Source organism: uncultured Tissierella sp. (genome assembly GCF_902479755.1).
Lineage (GTDB): Bacteria > Bacillota > Clostridia > Tissierellales > Tissierellaceae > Tissierella > Tissierella carlieri.
The window spans coordinates 42366-57663 of record NZ_CABSQO010000012.1 but is presented as its reverse complement, the minus strand read 5'-3'; the positions used below and the strand labels follow the sequence as shown (position 1 = coordinate 57663).

11 protein-coding genes are annotated in these 15298 nt (G+C 33.2%); 10 read left to right on the top strand and 1 reads right to left on the bottom strand.

Annotated elements, in window-relative coordinates; translation table 11 throughout:
* Window position 1 precedes the first annotated feature (1 nt).
* From RDK80_RS08330 to RDK80_RS08310, 5 genes are all read left to right on the top strand, one after another.
* On the top strand, window positions 2–1366 hold the full coding sequence (locus tag RDK80_RS08330; RefSeq protein WP_094899557.1) for an NCS1 family transporter: 1365 nt from the start codon (window positions 2–4) through the stop codon (window positions 1364–1366).
* A 563-nt stretch (window positions 1367–1929) separates the two neighbouring features.
* On the top strand, window positions 1930–3144 hold the full coding sequence (locus RDK80_RS08325) for an alanine--glyoxylate aminotransferase family protein (RefSeq protein ID WP_308524007.1): 1215 nt from the start codon (window positions 1930–1932) through the stop codon (window positions 3142–3144).
* A gap of 299 nt (window positions 3145–3443) precedes the next feature.
* Window positions 3444–4784, top strand: coding sequence for an NCS1 family transporter (locus RDK80_RS08320; RefSeq protein ID WP_308524006.1), 1341 nt, complete (start codon window positions 3444–3446; stop codon window positions 4782–4784).
* Between the two features lie 38 nt (window positions 4785–4822).
* Window positions 4823–6169, top strand: a complete 1347-nt coding sequence (gene allB / locus RDK80_RS08315; protein WP_308524005.1) for an allantoinase AllB — start codon at window positions 4823–4825, stop codon at window positions 6167–6169.
* 91 nt (window positions 6170–6260) lie between these two features.
* A complete protein-coding gene (locus RDK80_RS08310) occupies window positions 6261–7889 on the top strand; it encodes an amidohydrolase (protein ID WP_201259664.1) in 1629 nt (542 codons plus the stop codon).
* 109 nt (window positions 7890–7998) lie between these two features.
* Here the strand turns inward: RDK80_RS08310 and RDK80_RS08305 are convergent, their stop codons facing one another.
* Window positions 7999–10080 carry a methyl-accepting chemotaxis protein gene (locus tag RDK80_RS08305; RefSeq protein ID WP_308524004.1) on the bottom strand — a complete coding sequence of 694 codons (2082 nt, stop codon included), beginning with the start codon at window positions 10078–10080 and terminating at the stop codon, window positions 7999–8001.
* Between the two features lie 401 nt (window positions 10081–10481).
* Between RDK80_RS08305 and RDK80_RS08300 the strand changes: the two genes are divergently transcribed.
* The 5 genes from RDK80_RS08300 to RDK80_RS08280 are packed head-to-tail and all read left to right on the top strand — an operon-like array spanning window position 10482 to window position 15091.
* Window positions 10482–11642 carry an ABC transporter substrate-binding protein gene (locus tag RDK80_RS08300; RefSeq protein WP_094899561.1) on the top strand — a complete coding sequence of 387 codons (1161 nt, stop codon included), beginning with the start codon at window positions 10482–10484 and terminating at the stop codon, window positions 11640–11642.
* Between the two features lie 23 nt (window positions 11643–11665).
* Window positions 11666–12559 (top strand): branched-chain amino acid ABC transporter permease, encoded by an 894-nt coding sequence (locus RDK80_RS08295; RefSeq protein WP_094899562.1) that lies wholly within the window; start codon window positions 11666–11668, stop codon window positions 12557–12559.
* A 3-nt stretch (window positions 12560–12562) separates the two neighbouring features.
* Window positions 12563–13627, top strand: a complete 1065-nt coding sequence (locus RDK80_RS08290) for a branched-chain amino acid ABC transporter permease (protein WP_216558929.1) — start codon at window positions 12563–12565, stop codon at window positions 13625–13627.
* A complete protein-coding gene (locus RDK80_RS08285) occupies window positions 13614–14381 on the top strand; it encodes an ABC transporter ATP-binding protein (protein WP_308524003.1) in 768 nt (255 codons plus the stop codon). The genes RDK80_RS08290 and RDK80_RS08285 overlap by 14 nt, the downstream gene beginning before the upstream one ends.
* On the top strand, window positions 14381–15091 hold the full coding sequence (locus RDK80_RS08280) for an ABC transporter ATP-binding protein (protein ID WP_216558932.1): 711 nt from the start codon (window positions 14381–14383) through the stop codon (window positions 15089–15091). The genes RDK80_RS08285 and RDK80_RS08280 overlap by 1 nt, the downstream gene beginning before the upstream one ends.
* Window positions 15092–15298: the final 207 nt, after the last annotated feature.

Sequence of the window (15298 nt, the reverse complement as noted above, 5' to 3'; positions counted from 1 at the left end):
GATGACTACAATGGAGAATAAAATGACCGAGATAGATCAAGTATATATTGACAGAGCTAAGCCAGAACTATTACCTACGAAAGAAAGAATAATGGATAATCTTTCTTATCTAGCAGCTTTCTTAGGAGGATGTGTTTCCATAGGAACTTTTTCCATGGGAGCTAGTTTGATTGGAGTTTTAAATTTAACTCAAGCAATTCTTGCTATGGCAATTGGATGTTCTGTTATAGCTATAGCACTTGTATTATCAGGGTCTGCAGGGCATAAATATGGGATACCTTTTACTGTTCAAGCTAGGAGTTCTTTTGGTTTCCGTGGAGTTAAAATACCAGGTTTCCTTAGAGGAATACCTGCAATTGTTTGGTTTGGATTTCAATCTTGGGTAGGTGCTGGAGCTATAAATGTAAGCTTAAAAACCTTAACAGGATTTGATAATTTGCCGATAGTATTTGTTCTTTTCACTGCATTACAAGTTATTCTAGCAATCAACGGATTTCACGGAATTAAATGGTTGGAAAATATATCTGTAGTCTTTATATTAGGAATTCTTGGTTATATGTTTTATACTGTATATACAAAATATGGAGTGGAGGTAGCGGCTACTATAACTAATATTAAAGGTACATGGGGACTGCCATTCTGGGGTGGAACTACTGCATTTTTAGGAATTTATTCAACAATGATTTTAAATGGGTCTGACTATTCCAGAGAGTTAAAAAGAGAAACTAAGCCAGCTATGACAGGAAGTCTTTATTGGTTATCTATTCTTCCAGCTACATTATTTATGGGATTAATTGGACTTATGGTTTCTGGAGCTACAGGTAATAATGATCCAGTGGCTGTATTTTCAACTGCTATGGATAATCAGTTTCTAACAATTATGACACTTATGTTTGTTGCATTTGCACAAGTTACAACAAATGTACTAAATAATATAGTTCCTCCTGTTTATGTACTTATGGATACATTCCATTTATCTTATAAGAAATCTGCAATTTTAGTTGGGATTTTGTCTATATGTACATTCCCATGGTTGTTAGTAAGACCAGAATCTGCAGGTGGATTGTCATTATTCGTTCAAATATATTCAGCATTCTTAGGACCTATATTTGCAGTACTTGTAGTAGATTACTTCATCATTAGAAAGAAAAAATTAAACTTGAACGATTATTATAATGCAGATGGAGCTTTTAAAGGAATCAACTGGGCTGGAGTTATAGCAATAATCGCTGGTTCAATAGTATCCTTATTCTTTGTTCAAATATCATGGTATGCAAGTTTATTACCAACAGGGCTATTATATTATTTCCTAATGAAAAATATGAAGAAAGCTGCTCCATTTAGAAAAGGAACTATTTTCGAATAAATGTAATTGTTATAGATGAAATCATTCAGCTTTGATTTTTCAGAGTTGCTTACTTTTTCGAAGATATCTAATTAACACTTAACAAAACCATAAAAGCTTCATCTTAAGTAATCTACTTAGGATGGGGCTTTTTATATAAGTTATTATCCACTTAGGATATAAGAGATATGATTTCTTTATCAACATTTGATAGGTAATTTAGCTGCATTTTATAGAATAATGGAAATAAGGGTAAAGATAAGGCTATTTCTTTATTTAATATGTGTATATGAGGAGAAGTTGTAGATAAATTAGTGGATAGATTAAAGACAGGTGATGAATTATCCATAAAAATCTTTGATTTAGAAGATGTTAATATTTTTGATCTCACATTTTCAGTTTATGGATGGAAGGAAAATTTAGCAAAATAGTTAAGGAAACTTGAATAAGTTTTATCGTGGAGGATAAACATGCTGTCTTAAGTTCAGCAATGAGACTAATAAAAATTGGACATATGTCAGGAATGGGTACATTGAGAGAGATATTATTAGGAGATGTTTCTAAATATTAAGGGAGGAATCTATATGTATAAAGAGTTGGTAATACCACAAAGAACTATAATGACACCTGGTCCTGCGGAAGCAGAACCAAGAGTGTTAAGGATTATGGGTGCACCAATATTAGGTCAATATGATCCTAATTTCTTACAAATAATGGATGAAACAATGGAATTAACAAGATATATATTCCAAACTGAAAATCATCAAGCTTTCCCAGTAGATGGAACTGCTAGAGCAGGAATAGAGGCTGTAATTTCAAGTATAATAGAACCTAATGATAAGGTTTATATCCCCATATTCGGTAGATTTGGTCATCTTATGACAGAGCTATCTAGAAGAGCTGGAGGAGACGTATATACGACAGAAATTGAATGGGGTAAAACCTATGAGTTTGAAGATTTGAAAAATGAAATAATAAAAGTAAATCCTAAGGTAGTAGCAGTAGTTCATGGAGAAACTTCAACTGGTCGTATGCAGCCCTTAGAAGAATTAGGTAAATTTTGTCGTGAAAACGACATTCTGTTAGTAGTCGATGCAGTAGCTACCTTGACAGGTACAGAATTTAAGACTGATGACTGGAATATAGACGCTGTTATTACTGGAACACAAAAGTGTTTATCAGTACCTACAGGGATGGCACCTTTAACATATAATGAAAGAGTAGAAAAGATATTAAGTGAAAGGAAAAAAATTGAGCAAGGATTACAGATAGATTCGTATAATGACAGGATGATAAGTTCAAATTACCTAGATTTAAGCCAGATACAAGAATATTGGAGTCCAACTAGACTAAATCATCATACAGAGTCAACTTCTATGTTATATGCCCTAAGGGAAGGACTTAGAATAATCAAAGAGGAAGGACTTGAGGCTAGAATTGCTCGTCATGCATTAAATGAGAAAGCACTGGTAGCAGGTATAGAAGCTATGGGACTTCATATATTTGGTGATAAGGTAAATAAATTGCCAACAGTAACATGCGTATATGTACCAGAAGGAATCAAAGAGGATGAAATTCGTAAGAGAATGATAGAAGATTTTGGGGTGGAGATAGCAGCAGCCTTTGGCTCTTTATCAGGTAAGATATGGAGGATAGGTTCCATGGGATATGGTAGTCGTAAGGAGAATATACTAAAAGTACTTTCTGCCTTGGAAACTTCTTTAATTAGAAATGGAGCTATTGTAAATAGAGGAGAAGCTTTACAAGCAGCTTTAGATGTATATGAGGAGAAAAGATAGAATTAAGATAAAATAAGTATCATCTATGGTGCCTGGCACCATAGATGATACTTATTTTATCTTGACGCTTTCTCAGTATGAAACAGTGAAAAACTTGATTATTTTATTGTCAAAAATTCCCTTTGCATTAATGGGATAAATTGGAAAAATTCTTTTATCTATATAGGATAAACAAAAGATTGTTAAAAATAATATAATGTTATTAAGTAAAATAAAAAAGGAGGAAATAGGGTCTCATAAGTTGTGTGTAAAATTTTATATGCTTTTATTCAAACGAATAGTAATTGGGGGGTTGGACAATGAGTACAGTAGATAATACTATTTTAGATGATATTGGTCATGATGGACAGGATGAATCCTTATATCCTGTGAAGGAACGTATTTTAGATAACTGGTCTTATTTGTTTGCATGGTTAGGTGGTTGCGTATCAATAGGTACATTTACTTTAGGCTCAAGTATGACTCATGAACTTAATATTATTCAAGCATTAGTAGCTATGTTTATAGGGGCAACAGTTGTGGCAGTTGGATTGGTATTTAATGGTAAATTTAGTCACAAATATGGTGTTCCTTATACTATTCAACTTAGATCTGCTTTTGGTATAAAAGGATCTAAGCTGCCTGGATTTATAAGAGGGGTTCCAGCTATAATATGGTTTGGTTTTCAATCATGGGTAGGAGCATCAGCTATTAATATGGTATCATATTCATTATTCGGGTATCAAAACCAAGTGTTATTTTTTATACTTTTTCAGTTAATACAAATTGCTTTAGCAACTACAGGATTTAAGGGAATAAAATGGCTAGAAAACATAGGGTCAATATTTATTCTACTGACACTTACTTATATGTTCTTTAGTGTAATAAATAAATATGGTGCAGTAATTTCTTCAGAGATAATAAACTTCAAGGGTTCATGGGGATTGCCTTTCTGGGGTGGAGTTACAGCATTTACTGGGGTTAACTGTACAGTGCTTCTAAATGTAGGAGACTATGTAAGAAACTACAAGCAAGGAACAAAACCTGCAATTACAGGATTAATATATTGGGCAGCTATATTACCAATAACTATATTCATGGGTATGATAGGACTTATAGTATCAACTGCTACTGGAATGGCTAATCCAATAGATGTATTCTCGTCAGCAGTAGACAATCAATTCTTAGTAATTGTAACGATGATATTCATAGCAGCAGCACAGATTACTACTAATGTTTTGAACAATATATTACCTCCTTCATATGTATTGATGGATACATTTAAACTTTCCTTCAAAAAATCTGCTATAATTGTTGGATTACTTTCATTTGCTACATTTCCATGGAAGTTAATTAGTCCAGAGTCAGCAGCAGGACTTAATCTATTTGTACAAGCGTACTCAGCATTTTTAGGACCAATATTTGCAGTACTTATAGTTGATTACTTCTTTATTAAAAAAGAAAAAATTAATTTGGCAGATTTATATAATGAAGAAGGACCTTTTAAAGGAATAAATTGGGCAGCAATTATTGCTATTGCAGTAGGTGCAATTGTAGCTCTATTAGAAGTAAGATTATCATGGTATGCAAGTCTGCCACCTACAGCATTAACATATTATATTTTAATGAAAAAAATGCCATCAGCAAAAACCTACTGGTAAAAATCTAGAAATCTAAGGTTATATAGGAGGAGAATATTATGAGTAAATATGATTTAATCATTCGTAATGGTATAGTAGTAACAGATGAATCAGTGGGAAAACTAGATATTGCTGTAGCTGATGGGGTAGTAGTAGAATTGAAGCCTGAAATAACTGGTATTGCCATAGAGGAAATAGATGCTCATGGGAGATATATATTGCCAGGTGGTTATGATTGTCATGTTCATTTTAATGAACCAGGTCGTACAAATTGGGAATCATTACTTACTGGCACATCTTCTCTTGCAGCTGGAGGAATGACCTCATTTACAGATATGCCGCTTAATTCAACACCTGTAACAACAAATGGAGAGAATTTTGATTTAAAACTTGAGGCAGCTAAGAGAAATTCGCTTGTTGATTATAGCTTCTGGGGTGGATTAACACCTAATAATTTAGAAAATCTAGAAGAATTAGCAGAAAGAGGAGTAGTTGGCTTTAAAGCCTTTACATGTTTTAGCGGTCTGGAAGAATTTGAAGGTGCAGACGATTGGACATTATACAAGGGTATGGAAATCGCTGCTAAACTGGGATTACCAGTATCAGTGCATGCTGAAAATAGGGACATAACAAATAAACTAACAGACAAGTTTATAAAAGAAGGTAAAACTACACCTAGGGATTTCCTAAACTCTAGACCAGAGATTTCAGAAATTGAAGCTGTTCAAAGAGTTATATTATTTGCTGAAGAAACAAAGTGTAAACTTCATATTGCCCATATTAGTACTGCAAGAGGAGTTCAGCTAGTTGTTGAAGCTAGAAAAAAAGGTATAGATGTAACCTGTGAAACTGTTTCTCAATATTTAACATTTACAGAAGATGATTTAGAAGGATTAGGGGCAATAGGGAAATGCTGTCCACCTCTTAGAGCAAAGGACACAAAAGAAAAACTATGGGGACATGTTCTTGTAGGGAATGTGGATATAGTTTGCTCAGATCATTCACCAGCACCATTTGAATTAAAGAAAGATAGCAACTTCTTCAAGGTATGGGGAGGAATATCAGGCTGTCAATCTACAATGAATGTAATGCTTACTGAAGGATATCATAATAGAGGACTATCACTTATAGATGTTTTCAAACTTATATCACTAAATCCAGCAGAAAGATTTGGAATAAAAAATAAAGGTGCAATAAAAATAGGATATGATGCGGATGTGGTTTTAGTTGACTTAAATGAAAGTTTTGTCTTAAAAAATGAGGATTTATTTTATATGCATAAAGTAAGTCCGCTTGTAGGATTGAACTTTAAAGGAAAGATTGCACGAACAATTCTTAGAGGAAAGACTATATTCCAAGATGGGAAAATAGTATCTGAACCTATAGGAAAATTTTTGAGACCTTAATATATTAAAATAACTTTAGATTTTGGTTACCTTAATCTAAAGTTATTTTAGTTTTTTGTAGTATAATATAATTATATAAGGAGGGGATTTAGTGGACTTAATATTAATAAATGGGAAAATCTATACTATGGATGAAGAAAGAAATATGTTCGAATCCATTGCAGTGAAGGAGGATATTATCCAAAAAGTTGGTAGGACTCAGGAAATAATATCACTTAAGACAGATAATACAATAGTTTATGATTTAAAAGGCAAAGTTGTTGTACCTGGATTTAATGACAGCCATATGCATTTATTAAGTTATGGACATTCTTTAAAAAGGATAGATCTTGTAGGAACTAATTCTATAGATGACATAAGTAATAGGATTAGGAGAGCTATTGAAGAGAAGTGTATAGAAAAAGGAGAATGGATTAATGGCAGAGGCTGGAATCAGGATTACTTTCAGGGAGAAAAAAGATTTCCAACAAGATATGATTTAGATAACATATCTTTAGATCATCCTATTTTAATCGGAAGGGCATGCGGACATATTGTTGTAGTAAATAGTAAGGCATTAGAATTATTAAATATAACAAAAGACACACCACAAGTAAATGGAGGCCATTTTGATTTAGATGAGAAGGGAGAGCCTTTAGGTATATTTAGGGAAAATGCCGTTGGATTAGTATACGGTAATCTTCCAAGCCCTACAATAGAAGAGATAAAAGATATGATGGTAGATGCTATTAGAGATATGAATAGATGTGGTATTACTTCTGTTGGAACTGACGATTTAGGTGCATTTTCAGATGGAGATTACGAGAAAGTAATATTAGCATACCAAGAGTTAAAAGAAGAAAATAAATTGAAAATGAGGATATATGAGCAGTGTTTAATTCCTGATATAGATGAATTGCAAGGATTTATAGAAAAAGGGTATAGAACTTCTTGGGGTGATAGATTTTTTAAAATAGGACCTTTGAAATTGTTGATAGATGGTTCTTTAGGTGCTAGGACCGCAGCTTTAGTTGAACCTTACTCTGATGATACTAATACAAAAGGAATAACTACTATTAGTCAAAAAGAATTAGATGCTATAGTAGATTTAGCTAATAGCAATAATATGCAAACAGCAATCCATGGCATAGGAGATAAGGCCATGTATATGGCTTTTGAAAGTATGGAAAAAGCTCTGAGTAAGAATCCTAAAGAAGATCATCGTCATGGTATAGTTCATTGTCAGATAACTGATGAAGAGCTTCTGGAAAAGTTTTCAGAATTAAAAGCAATAGCTTATATACAGCCTATATTTTTAGATTATGATTGGAAAATTGTAAAGGATAGGGTTGGAGAGGATAGGGAAAAAACTTCATATAATTGGAAATCTATGTTAGACAGAAATGTACCTATAGCCTGTGGGTCCGACTCTCCAGTTGAGACATTTAATGTGTTGAAGGGAATATATGAAGCTGTTACTAGAAAAGATCTAGAGGGAAATCCTGCTGGAGGATGGTTGCCAAATCAAAAGTTAACAGTTGAAGAGGCAGTATATGGCTATACCATGGGAGGAGCTTATGCTTCCTTTGAAGAAAATATAAAGGGATCATTAGAAGAGGGAAAGCTTGCAGATATGGTTATATTGTCGAAAGATATATTTAATATAGAAGAAGATAGTATAAAGGATGTAGATGTGGTAGCTACCATATTTGGGGGAGAAATAGTATTTGAAAATAAGTAACAAAAACGGTGGCCGTCCCAGCCGCCATATATAGTTAGTTAGAAATAGATTCTCTATATAACTATAAAATCTAGGTGGCTGAGGTTGCACCGTTTTTGTTACTTATTAATTATAATTTTATATTTCTAAATATTTCTTGTAGATTATCAGCTAATCTAGCTAAGGAATCTGTAGATCCAGTGATTTCATCCATAGATGCCATTTGTTCCTCAGTTGCTGAGTAAACATTATAGATTTGTTCAGCTACTTCATGTGATATGGATTCTGCCGTTTGAATGGAATTCACTACTTCATCTATACTGCTACCAACATTGGTTATAGCTCTTGCACTTTTAGACATACCTGAATTCATATCATCAATAATCTTGGCTATATAATCAAAGGTTTTTTTAGTGTCATTAACTTTTTTTATCCCTTTGTTTACCTCTTCGTTACTAAATTCCATATGGCGGCTTGTATCTATTATTAGATCATGATTGTTTTTAATGATATCATTGATTTCATCTGTAGAGTCTTTAGTTTGGTCAGCAAGTTTTCTAATTTCATCAGCCACTACAGAAAATCCTTTTCCGGCTTCCCCAGCCCTTGCTGCTTCTATAGCTGCATTTAGAGCAAGTAAATTTGTTTGTTCTGCTATGTTTTGGATAACTATTAAAATTTCATCCATTTTTTTAGAGCTATTGTTTATATCCTCAAGATAAAGCTTTACTTTATTAGTGCTATCTTTTATATTGTCCATTTGTTCTATTACTTCATCTACAGCTTTTTTACCCTTATCTGTATTTTCAAAGGCTTCTTTACTAAGTTTTTCTACTAATGTGCTTTCATCTAATGCAATTGTAAATTGGTTCAATACATTGTTCATTTCAGTTGATACTTTGAGTATTTCTTGTAACTGAACATGAGATTTTTCAGATATATTATTGGCAGATTCAGCTATAGACGTGGAGGCGGCTGAAGATTCTTCCGTTATGGCAGCCAACTCTTGAGATGATGCTGCTACAAGCTGAGAAGAGCTCTGAGTTTCAATAGCGAATCCTTTTATACTATCGATTACCTTTTGGATAGCCTGTGCCATAATTCCAAGTTCATCTTCTCTATTTAGAACTTTTTTATCTATGGTAAATGTTAAATCTAGCTCTGATAAATGCTTCGTTTTATTGCTCATATCAATAATTTTATCGATTATTCCACGATTAATAAGATATGATAAAGCTAAGCCAATAATTAATAATATGCTTCCAATAGTAATCAAAGTTTTTTTCAAGGAATTTAAGTCTTTTAAGATTTCATTTTCAGTGATATTTACGATGATTGTCCACCCTTTAGATGGAATAGGTGCATATCCTAAATGAATAATTTTACCATCTTCTTCATATTGCCCAACTCCAGATTCTTTTTTTCCTATATTTTCTATTATCTTTTCTACATCTGACTTAGAACTCGCTGATACTCTTTCAGTCAAGGTGTTGAAACTAACCTTAGTCTCAAATCCGCCATTAGTGGCACTAGACACAGTTGTATCACTGGTAGCACCAGATACTACAGTTGGATGAGAAACAATATCTATATCTTCGTTTAAAAGATAAGCAAAGCCAGTATCGCCAATTCTAATATCACTCGCTAAACCATAAAATTCATTTGCATCCTTAAAAGCTATGATTACTCCTACTATTTTGTTATTAAATTTGATCGGGGTGGAAATGGCTACATCCATATTTTTAGATTGGCTATTATAGAATGGTTGAGAAAAATATGATTTACCATTATTGGCTATTTTGAAATAGTCATAATTTAATACAGCTACGGTATTATTATTGTCTAAGATTAAATTTCCTCTTGTATCTGCAATGCCAATACCTGTTAACCCTAATCTACCTTTTTCAACTTTAAGTAATTCTAATTTTTCCTCCCATGGTATGCTAGGATCTCCTAAAAATTCAAAGTTCCCTAGAGGCTCTATGGAAGAAATATACATTTGTATTCTTGACTCTACAATGTTTGCAGAATCAATTGCTTTGTTTAGTAATAATTCTTCCGATGAATTAATTAGAGAATTTTTAGCAATGAGATATGTAGTAGTACCTACAATGGCGGAGAATGTAACAATGATTAGTGTAAGGGTTAACATTAAAGCGGTTCCAATACTTTTTCTTTTCTTTTTCTTAGTTTTGTCTTTAGTTTGAATCACATTATTCACTCCTCGTGGCAATGTATTATATCGAGTATTATTATACCCTATATTTTCCAGTTGGTCACATACTAAATTTCAATTATAGATATAATTAATTTAAATAAGTTAGATATAAGAGATTAATCAAGTAGGATATAACAGATTTTTCAAATAATAAAATAGTTTCAAAAAATTGATAAAAGTTACGCAATTGACTTTATCACAACTAAGTGATATACTGATAGAATAATAAAGGCTTCTATTTAAACTAAATACATTAAGGAAGCCTTTTTTGAAACCCATTTAAGTCAAGTTCAAATTAAAAGGTGACATAATAATTCCTGCAAACTTTAAATTATTTATGTATTTAGGGCGTGTAATCATTCATGCCTTTAATAAAATAAAAGGGAGGAATTTAAATGAAGAAAAAGGCATTTTTATTTATTTTGTCAGCAATTTTAGTGCTAGGGTTATTAGCAGGATGTGGCACAAAACAAACATCTGGCTCAGATAGCGATGTTATTAAAATAGGCGTATTTGAACCTATGACTGGTGCTAGTGCAGCTGGTGGAGAGATGACAGTAGAAGGTATTAAGCTAGCTAATGAAAAATTGGGAACAGTATTAGGCAAAAAAGTAGACTTAGTTATAGTAGATAATAAATCGGATAAGGTTGAAGCAGCAAATGCGGCATCAAGACTTATTGATAAGGACAAAGTAGTTGCAATCATTGGTAGCTACGGCAGTTCATTATCCATGGCAGCGGGAGATATCGTTAAAGCTGCACAGATTCCAGCAGTAGGTTGTTCACCTACTAACCCACTTGTTACTTTAAATAATGATTATTATTTTAGAGTATGTTTCATTGATCCATTCCAAGGTACAGTTATGGCTAACTATGCATTTAAAGACTTAGGTGCAAAGAAAGCAGCTATAATACAAGACGTACAGCAAGATTATTCCGTAGGACTTTCCACATATTTTGAACAAGCTTTTATAGAATTAACTGGCTCTGCAGATTCTATAGTTGGTAAAACTTCTTATAATACAGGAGATCAAGACTTCTCAGCTCAACTTACTAATATCAAATCATTAAATCCAGATGTAATATTTGCTCCAGGAAATTATGGTGAATCAGCATTATTGATTAAGCAAGCAAGAGACTTAGGCATTACAGCTCCTATACTTGGTGGAGATACTTGGGAAGCTCCAGAATTTATAGAAATAGGTGGAGCGGCAGTAGAAGGGGCAGTATATAGTACTCACTTTACATCAGAGTCTCCTGTAACTGAGGTATCTAAGACTTTCCTAGAAGATTATAAAGCTAAATACGGTAAAGAAGCCAATGCTTTTGCAGCTCTAGGTTACGATGCTTATATGGTAATTATAGATGCTATTGAAAAGGCTGGCTCAACAGATTCAGTTGTTATAAGAGATAAGATTGCAGCAACTAAGGACTTTGTAGGTTCAACTGGAGTTATTACTTTAGATGAAAATGGAGATGCTGTTAAATCTGCAGTCATAAATCAAGTTAAAGATGGCAAGTTTGTTTACTTAACAACAGTAGAACCAATAAAATAAAAGGACTAAATGGAGGAATTATGATGAGCATACAAGAATTTTCACAACATATGGCTAATGGTATTTCCTTAGGAAGTCTTTATGCTCTAATTGCTATTGGATATACTATGGTTTATGGAATATTAAGGCTTATAAACTTTGCCCATGGAGATATTTTTATGCTAGGTGTATATTTGACTTATTATGGTATAGCATATACTCCAATACCTTGGTATATAGTATTTATACTTTCCTCAGTTATTACTGGAATTTTGGGATTAATGTTAGAAAGACTTGCTTATAAACCTTTAAGGGGTTCACCGAGAATTACCATTCTTATATCTGCTATAGGAGCGTCATTCTTATTACAAAACCTAGGCGTATTAGTATTTGGAGGGAGGCCTAAGGCCTTCCCAACCCCTGAAATTTTTGATAAAGTAGCGAATATTGGAGGAGTTTCAATATCACTTGTAAACTTTATAATCCCCATAGTTACAGTAATTCTTTTGATTGGTTTAAATTTCTTCATTCAAAAGACAAGAACTGGTATGGCAATGAGAGCATTATCTAAGGACTACGAAGCAGCTAGCTTAATGGGAATAAATATTAATGGAACAATATCTACTACTTTCTTTATAGGTTCATTTTTAGCAGCTGTAGGTGGTATTATGTGGGGAATAAAATATCCTCAACTTATGCCTCATATGGGCGTATTACCTGGACTTAAATGCTTTATAGCAGCAGTAATTGGAGGAATAGGGAATATTACTGGTGCAGTTCTAGGAGGATTTATTCTAGGGCTGGGTGAGATACTCCTTATAGCATTTTTACCTGAACTAACAGGCTATAGAGATGCATTTGCCTTTATACTACTGATTATAATACTTCTTGTTAAACCAACAGGTTTAATGGGAGAAAAAATAGCGGAGAAGGTGTAGCCTATGAAGAAGAATAAATTGCTTTTTAATATATCATTAATAGTAATAGCCTTAGTTGGATTGTTTTTTCTAAATATTTATTTAGACAATTATCAAGTTACAATCATAAATCTTTGTGCAATATATATAATACTTGCTTTAAGTATGAATCTAATTAATGGTTTTACAGGATTATTTTCTTTGGGACATGCAGGTTTTATGGCAATAGGAGCCTATACTGTGGCTATCCTTACTATGCCTACAGCAGCTAAGGAAATGAATTTCTACATGAAACCAATGATGCCAGTGCTTTTAAATCTTAATATGTCATTTATCTTTGCATTAATTATGGGTGGATTAATGGCAGCTTTATTTGGATTTTTAATTGGTGCTCCAGTATTAAAATTGACCGATGACTATCTAGCTATTGCAACTTTAGGATTTTCAGAGATTATTAGAGTTGTAATTATCAATCTTCAAAGTATAACCAATGGTTCCCTAGGACTTAAAGGAATACCAAAATTACTCATAAATGAGAGGGTATCTGAACTTTTTGGAGTATCACAAAGAACTAATCTCCTATGGGCTTGGGGTATAGCTATTCTTACTATTGTATTTATGAAGCTATTGATGAAAGGTAGCTATGGTAAAGCATTCAAAGCAATTCGTGAAGACGAGATTGCTGCTAGATCTATGGGTATCAATTTATTTAAACATAAGGTAATGAGCTTTACTATTGGTTCATTTTTTGCGGGGATTGGAGGAGGCCTATTAGCAGCATCTTTGGGAACAATAGATCCAACCTTATTTAAATTTGCCCTTACTTTCAACATTCTTCTAATGGTCGTATTAGGTGGTATGGGAAATATAAATGGTACTGCTGTAGCAGCAGTTGTAATTACTATAGCAATGGAGGCTCTTAGATTCTTAGATGAGTCTATGAATCTAGGATTTGTTACAACACCTGCATTACCAGGTCTTAGAATGGTAGTATTTTCGCTGATTCTAATGTTAGTAGTTATATTTAAAAAGGACGGATTTATAAAAAACACCCTAGGGAAAGTGAGGGGTAGATATGCTAAAAATTGATAATGTAACTATGAGATTTGGTGGGATTATTGCAGTAAACAACTTTACGGCAGATATTAAAGACGGAGAAATTGTTGGACTAATTGGACCTAATGGGGCAGGGAAAACTACTGTATTTAATGTGGTTACAGGAGTATATAAGCCAACAGAGGGGCAAGTCATTTTTAATCCTGGAGGAAGTGAAGGGATAATATCCGACCTTCGACCAGATCAAATAGCAAAGCTTGGCATATGTCGTACTTTCCAAAACATTAGATTATTCAAAGAACTATCAGTTCTTGATAATGTATTTATAGGAAACCATTTAAGACTTAAATCAGGTATATTTTCTTCTGTATTGAGATTGCCAAATTACAACAGAGAAGAAAGGAAGATGATGGAGAAAGCTAAATACTTACTTCAAAAGGTAGGTTTATATGAAGAGAAAGAAGAGAAAGCGTTTTCTCTTCCTTATGGTAAACAAAGACGATTAGAAATAGCTAGAGCTTTAGCAACAGACCCAAAGCTGCTTTTATTAGATGAGCCGGCAGCAGGAATGAATCCTCAAGAGACTCAGGAATTAATGGAGTTTATTGGTGATATAAAAAATGAATTTGACTTAACCATATTTTTGATAGAACATCACATGGAAGTTGTTATGGGAATCTGTGAAAAGATATTTGTATTAGATTATGGAATTTCAATAGCAGAAGGTAATCCAGGAGAGATCCAAAACAACTCTAGAGTTATTGAAGCTTATTTGGGGGTGGAATAATGCTTACTATAAAAAATCTTCATGTTAGTTATGGGGGCATTAAGGCCCTAAGAGGTATAAATATTAATATCGAGGAAAATAAAATAGTTACCTTAATAGGTGCAAATGGAGCAGGAAAGTCTTCTACCCTAAGAGCTATTATGAATTTGGTGAAAAAAGAGGATGGAAAAGTAGAATATGATGGAGATGATTTAACTAACCTTAAGACAATGGATATAGTAAAGAAAGGTATAGCTTTATCTCCTGAAGGGAGAAGGGTATTTGCTAATCTTACTGTAGAAGAAAATCTGATTCTTGGGGCCTATACAAGACGTGATATGGCTGAGATAAAGAAAGATATGGATAAGGTATATGATCTATTTCCTAGATTAAAGGAAAGGTCTTGGCAAAAATCAGGAACTCTTTCTGGTGGAGAACAGCAGATGCTTGCCGTAGGAAGGGCTATGATGATAAGACCAAAGGTATTAATGTTAGATGAACCCTCATTAGGATTAGCTCCATTACTGGTTAAAGATATATTTGATATCATAAAGGAAATTCACAGCCAAGGAAATACGATCCTATTGGTTGAACAAAATGCGAAGAAGGCTCTAGAAATAGCTGATTATGCCTATGTTTTAGAGACAGGATCCTTGGTGCTTGAAGGACCAGGTCAGGAGCTATTAAATGATGAAAAAGTAAAAACTGCATATTTAGGAGAAGCAAAATGACAATTGACAATGCACAGTGCATAATTCACAATTAAAGAAATAAAATAAGATTCTTCGCATTGCTCAGAATGACAGATGTAGCGCTTGTCATTTAGAGTGTAGCGAAGGATCTTTTTTGTAATCATAATGTAACTACTTTTTCACTTTATTGGGGTATAATAAAAATACAATGCACGATGCACGGTTCACAATTCACAATTAAAAGAT